Origin of the sequence: Siphonobacter sp. (assembly GCF_048595215.1) — a bacterium.
Taxonomy (GTDB): Bacteria; Bacteroidota; Bacteroidia; order Cytophagales; family Spirosomataceae; genus Siphonobacter.
Window position 1 is genome coordinate 1 of sequence record NZ_JBMDWJ010000043.1, and the last position, 5979, is coordinate 5979.

Below are 5979 nucleotides of genomic sequence, written 5' to 3' on the forward strand. Positions count from 1 at the left end.
TAAGCTTTCCGCCTATCGCCACGCCAAGACGGGGATTAATCACCAGGCTATAATTTATCCCGCTTCGATCTTTCAGAAATACCGCTATGATCTGATGTACCCGATTTCTGCTGATCATATCCTGAACATGTGGTGCTGGAAGGACCCTACCTACCGTTTTGAATTCAGGGATTATGTCATTGCTACCTTTAATCACAGGGGTATTTCTTCATTGCAAAAAGATATCCGCTTTGAAAAGAGAAAGGCTCAGTTCATTCTGGAAAACTATGGCATCATCATCTGGTTGCGATTCCTGTTTAAAAAGCTTAAGTCTTCCCTTTTCATGTTGTGATGAAAAGTTTGATTACACGTTCTAATTATTGGCTCTGACCGCCCAAGTACTTCAACGTGAAATACCCCGTTCATCTCTGCTCTCACTATACGAACTATTGCCCTTTAACTAGTACCCTAATCCCCTAATGCTTTACTTCTGTACGCTATTTGATTCTGCCTACCTCTCTCGGGGACTGGCTCTGTATACGTCTTTAGAGGAACATTGCTCCAGCTTTCACCTCTATATAGTTCCGTTCGATTCGCATGGTCAGCAGGTACTTGAGGCCTTATCCCTTCCACACGCCACCCTGATTAACCTGGCTGATTTTGAGAATGAAGAACTTCTGGCTGTCAAGGGCAACCGTACTCACGGTGAGTACTGCTGGACGTGTACACCCTCGCTGATTTCTTATTGTTTACATACCTATCACCTGGAGGCGTGTACCTACCTAGATGCCGACCTGCTCTTCTTTTCGGATCCGGATATACTGATTCGGGAAATGGGTAAAGCTTCCGTACTCATCACTGAACATCGCTATAGTCCCGAATATGATCAATCGGTATTGTGCGGCACGTATTGCGTGCAATTCATGACGTTCAAACGTACCCCGGCAGGGCTTCACGTGCTCAACTGGTGGAAGGACGCTTGTCTGGACTGGTGTTACAACCGCTTTGAAGACGGCAAGTTTGGTGATCAGAAGTACCTCGATGACTGGACCACCCGTTTTGAAGGCGTGCACGTGCTCAGGCATCTGGGGGGCGGAGTGGCTCCTTGGAACAACACGCGGTATGATTACCTTGAGTCGAACGATCAGGTCTGGGTACAGGACTCTTCCGTATCCAGTCCCCTTGTGTTTTACCATTTCCACGACTTTCGTTACTGCCAGGATGAAACCTTTCGTCTAACCAATGAAGAGTACCGGCTCAGGAAAGAAGTTATTGCCCTGGTCTACAAACCTTATGTGAAAGCCTTACAGGCGGCGGCTCAACGCATCAGGCAGGCAGACGCAACCGCCTGCTTTCATGAACCTCCGTTCTCTCTGGACTGGTTGACAACGAATGCGGGCCGTAGAGTTACTTTTTTACTTAAGGGTTCCTATAAAAACTATCATAAACATACCAGACTCTGGCAGTAGTGGGCCTAGTCCTACTCCAATACAAAAGGGCCCCGTTCGTTTACGGGGCCCTTTTGTTACCTATCTGATTTAAATAAACAGACTTTGTGGATTCATTTAAAGACCGTTTACCATAATTCGTCGGCTGGTATGGAAGCCATCCGCGTCGATCACCAGAATAAGTAAGCCCGAATTGTCCTGAATTTCGATGGTTTGCGTATCATCCAGGGACCCTATTTTTTTCTCCAGAATCTGGTGACCCGTCGGCGTGAACAAACGTACGGTTACATTTTTCAGGCCTTTTAACGTCTCCAGCGTTACGCGACCATTCGTCGAGGGATTAGGATAAATACTGATGTCCTGGCTTAATGGATCCAGCACAAAATTGAGCGTACTGTTCTTAGCGGAATAACAGGAGAGCGTTCTACCCGAAGACAGGGTATACACTAACTCTGAACGCACGGAATAAGTACCTGTAGCCGTAGCTTTAATGACGGCCTCGTCGGTGGTCAGTGAATCTGTCCCGCGTCTCCAGTAGAAGTTCTTACCCGTACCACCGGCCTGTAACTTATACGTACCTACTTTGGTAATGGTCGGTTCTGTCGGTAACGGATTTACTTTTACAGTCAGCACATTGGACACGGGCGACGTACAACCAATATTATCCGTCACCTGAGCGGTGTAGTTACCCGACTGTTGAACCGTAACACGATTACCAGCATCGCTAGTACCTATCCAGGTATGCTTCAAGCTATTGTTATTAGAAGTCAGCGTAACGGTACCACCTTCGCAGAATTCCAGGGCTCCTGAAGCCGTAATGGTTGGAGCGGCAGGTAGCGGACGCACGCTAGTCGTAACCGCATCCGAGGTGGTGGACAGACAGTTGAACGTATTTTTCGCTTGTACTGAGAAAGAACCAGCTTTTGAAATGACCAGCGATTGAGCCGTTTCACCCGTATTCCACACCACGCCTGCTTCTGAGGAAACGGCTTGTAGCGTTACACTCTTATCCTCACAGAAGGTCGTCGAACCCACTACGGTAATCGTTGGTTTTTCCGGACGGGGATTCACCGTTACCGTGATGGGGTCAGAAGATGCCGATCCACAACCAAACGCATCTTTCACGGTCACGCTGTACGTACCGGCCTGCGTGGTTTGAATCGAAGCACCGGAGGCTCCATTACTCCACTGATACGACGCTGCCGTGACCGAAGACGCCAGCGTAACGGCCGCACCCGAACAGATCGCCGTTGGGCCCTGAGCCACTACCGTAGGTTTCGCGGGTAAGGGGTGTACGGTTACTACTACTTTGTCGGAAGCATCCGAACGGCAACCGTTTGCATTAACGGTATAAACCGTAAATTCACCGGATTCGCTAACCGTAATAGCCCGGCTATCCGACTGATTCGACCAAACATACGAATTGCCCTGACTAGCCGTAAGCGTTACATTTTTTCCGTCGCAGAAGGCGGTTGCTCCTGAAGCAGCAATATTCGGTTTATCTGGTTTAGGAGAATACGATACGACAATGGCATTCGAAGCGGGCGACACGCAACCATCGTTATCGACGGTCTGAGCCGTATAGCTTCCCCCCTGCGTGACCTTTAAACTAGCCGTATTGGCTTGGCCCGTATTCCAGCGGTAATTCATTCCGTTGCTAGCAGCCAGTGTCACTTCCGTACCCGGACAAATGTCTTTGATTTTATCGGAGGTAGCAATCGTTGGAGCTGTGGGTGTAGTACCCATCGTTAAGGCTACTGCCGAAGAACTAAGCGATTCACAACCCGTAGCGGGGTCTTTTTCTTTCGCCGTGTATGAACCAGCCGTTTTTACGCTGATCGACGTCCCCGTTTCACCCGTACTCCATACGTAATTCTTCCCGGCGGGAGCACTAAGCGTAACCGCAGAACCCGGGCAAATGACTTTGGTAGAAGACGTAAGAGCCGGACCTGGTCCGGGTTCGGTCTGCGTAATTTGCACGGCGGCTGACGTAGGCGATTCACATCCATTGCCATCATTAATGCGTACCGAATACGCACCAGATTGCTTTACCGTAATCGATTTTCCGGTTTGTCCGTTACTCCACACAAAGTTATTACCGCCTCCGTTGGCCGTCAGTGTAACTTGGCTACCCACGCAGAAGGTTGTACTGTTTGCTACGACAGAAGGCGTACCGATGTCATTCGGTACAATAAAAGGCGGAGCAAAAGCGGAGTTGCCGGAACCATCCTTCACGCGAGCATAATAGGTTTTTCCGGATTGACCGACAATGGTACCAGCAGTTTGATTACTTCCATCACTACTAATCCAGTATTGGCCAGATCGCCCGGCAATGCCCAGATTAAATTGATTTTTTGCTCGACAGGCAAATGTTACTTGTAGCATATCCGCTGCTGACTGCGGTTGCGAACTGGAAAGAAAATTAGAGTTTACAATACTTTCGAACCAAGCCTGAGCATGTTTTTTATGATTTTCAGGACCGGAAAAGTGCCATAAATCAGCAGGATCGCGGGGGTTTTGAATATTATCCGTTTCGGGCCCAGCAAAGCAATTTCCTCCCTGCTGAATAGCCAAGTTTTGTCCCTGAATCACACTGGCTCGACTGGAAACTTGATTTGTTCCGGAAGGATATAGGGACGCCCGGGCAATCATCCAGGAAACGTTTCTTCCCCCTAGATCAGACCTTGATTTATCAATTACGGTCTTGATCTGGTTGTAATACGTTTGAGCCGCCGTGCCTTTCAATCCATCCCACTCGCCCTGATGCCACAAAACAGAGCGTACGCCCGTCAGATTGGCATAGTACTGTAACGAGATTCGTAAGTTGGCATACGGCATACCCGCAGGCATAGGGGTCGTATCAGCAAAAGGGAAAAAAGTTGTTTTACCTTGAGCACTTTCGGCCCAGTTGTAGGCTCCGGTAGCTGAGTAAGCTGAGTTGATGAACAAGACTGGTACATTTAGTCGTGCTGTTAACAAATCGCCTAAATATCCCCAATGCCAGGCTGTTTGCCCATAGGGAGCATACAAGCCATTTTGTGTCATTTTACTGAAAACTGGGAAAGCCGAACCGGGATCCTGACTGTTTGAATCGTTGTTACTAAAATTAGAAATTACGTTAATCCGATCATCTTGTGGAGCAGGCGAATCATTTTGCTCCGTACGCCCCTGGGCGTTCGACTGTCCAGCAATCACAAATACCTCTCCTACCCCAACGCGTTCGAGCGTAGTGCTCTCCAGAACGTTACCTCCTGACAAGGCACGAACTTCCACATTATACCAACCACCGGATACCGAAACCGTACCCTGAAAGTTACCACTGCCCGCCGATACTGGCGTCCAATTCGTAGTATTCCCACCATTCCGAGCGACGAAACGAGCTTCAATCCGGTCGGCATTGTTCGTGAAACTACCGGCAACAGTCACATTGGCTGAGTTGGCATTGTTGCGTTGAAAAACAATACGTTCAACAGGAAAAGTGATCTTTAATTGACTAAAAGCTGAGGTTGAAAACGCTAAGCAGCTGAGAAAAAGACAGTACTTAAAAATAGAATTTAATGTCATAGCATAGAGCCTATTAATGTACACAATGGTTGTTGGCTGGGAACAAAAACTCGCAAATATAAGCTGAGAAAGATAGGCTAGGTCTTAATCCTAGAGAGAAACCCGTATTTCGACAGAAGGTTTAAGATTATTTAACAAACTCTCCATCAGGTCGCATGTTTGATAAATGGGGTAGATATATAGCGTTTTACGAGTACTGCTATACCTATTCCCGCAGTGTAAGCAATCAAATCGGAGTACAGAAAACCTTGACCTAACAACAGCTTTCCCGGCAACGTCGACCGGAGTTTCACCAGCCAGGATGCTTGCCAAAGCTGGCTGAATTCGATAGCATAACTGATCAGTAGTGCCAAAAGGGCTAGTCGCGAGGTTTTGGCTTGCGGAGTGAGCAGGTGCAGGCCCCAGAAAACGGCTACAGCCCACAGTGCATCCCCTACAGCCAATGGAACAAATGCTAAACGCCTGCCAATCAGACCTAAACTAATAGTTATTAACAGTAATACTGCGTACGTAGCCCGGTTAGATTTGATCATTGCCGAAAAGCCTCAGCTTCATTTAATAAGTATTCCAGCCCGTTGAGCTTAATTTCGTAGAATGACTGAAGCAATAGGCCTAACTTTCCTTCTGGAAAGCCTTTTCGAGCAAACCATTCGAGATATGAAATGGGCAACTGTCTGAGCAGTTGTCCTTTATGTTTGCCATAAGGCATCCGATACGTCAACAGTTGTTGAAATAATTGAGCGTTCAGCTGAGGTGATTCTTCCATGGAATGAGTCGTACTTTTATTTAAAACGGGTAACAAAATTAGAAGTCTTAGTTCTTTTTTTTCGTTTGTATTGAGTATTGAAATAGCAAATGCAATTCAGTATTAAGCGGAACAAGGATTTGTTTTATTCACATTTTATCACAGAATAACGTTTATTAGGTTGGTTTTATAAACTTTGTTAAGCTGTGTAATACAGCTTATTATTCTAAAGACACAAATCGG

At 47.1% G+C, this 5979-nt stretch carries 4 protein-coding genes and 1 pseudogene; 2 read left to right on the top strand and 3 right to left on the bottom strand.

The window, feature by feature from the left end:
* Together ACOJTG_RS02660 and ACOJTG_RS02665 are read left to right on the top strand one after the other, a co-directional pair.
* Window positions 1-331, top strand: a pseudogene (locus tag ACOJTG_RS02660) (glycosyltransferase); the annotation flags it as partial.
* 127 nt (window positions 332-458) lie between these two features.
* Window positions 459-1448, top strand: a complete 990-nt coding sequence (locus ACOJTG_RS02665) for a glycosyl transferase (RefSeq protein ID WP_420152390.1) — start codon at window positions 459-461, stop codon at window positions 1446-1448.
* A 96-nt stretch (window positions 1449-1544) separates the two neighbouring features.
* Here ACOJTG_RS02665 and ACOJTG_RS02670 read toward each other — a convergent pair whose 3' ends face one another.
* From ACOJTG_RS02670 to ACOJTG_RS02680, 3 genes are all read right to left on the bottom strand, one after another.
* Window positions 1545-4853 carry a sialate O-acetylesterase gene (locus tag ACOJTG_RS02670; protein WP_420152391.1) on the bottom strand — a complete coding sequence of 1103 codons (3309 nt, stop codon included), beginning with the start codon at window positions 4851-4853 and terminating at the stop codon, window positions 1545-1547.
* 284 nt (window positions 4854-5137) lie between these two features.
* Complete coding sequence (locus ACOJTG_RS02675; protein WP_420152392.1) at window positions 5138-5524, bottom strand: DUF2809 domain-containing protein; 387 nt, start codon at window positions 5522-5524, stop codon at window positions 5138-5140.
* Window positions 5521-5757 carry a DUF3820 family protein gene (locus ACOJTG_RS02680; protein WP_420152393.1) on the bottom strand — a complete coding sequence of 79 codons (237 nt, stop codon included), beginning with the start codon at window positions 5755-5757 and terminating at the stop codon, window positions 5521-5523. The genes ACOJTG_RS02675 and ACOJTG_RS02680 overlap by 4 nt, the downstream gene beginning before the upstream one ends.
* Window positions 5758-5979: the final 222 nt, after the last annotated feature.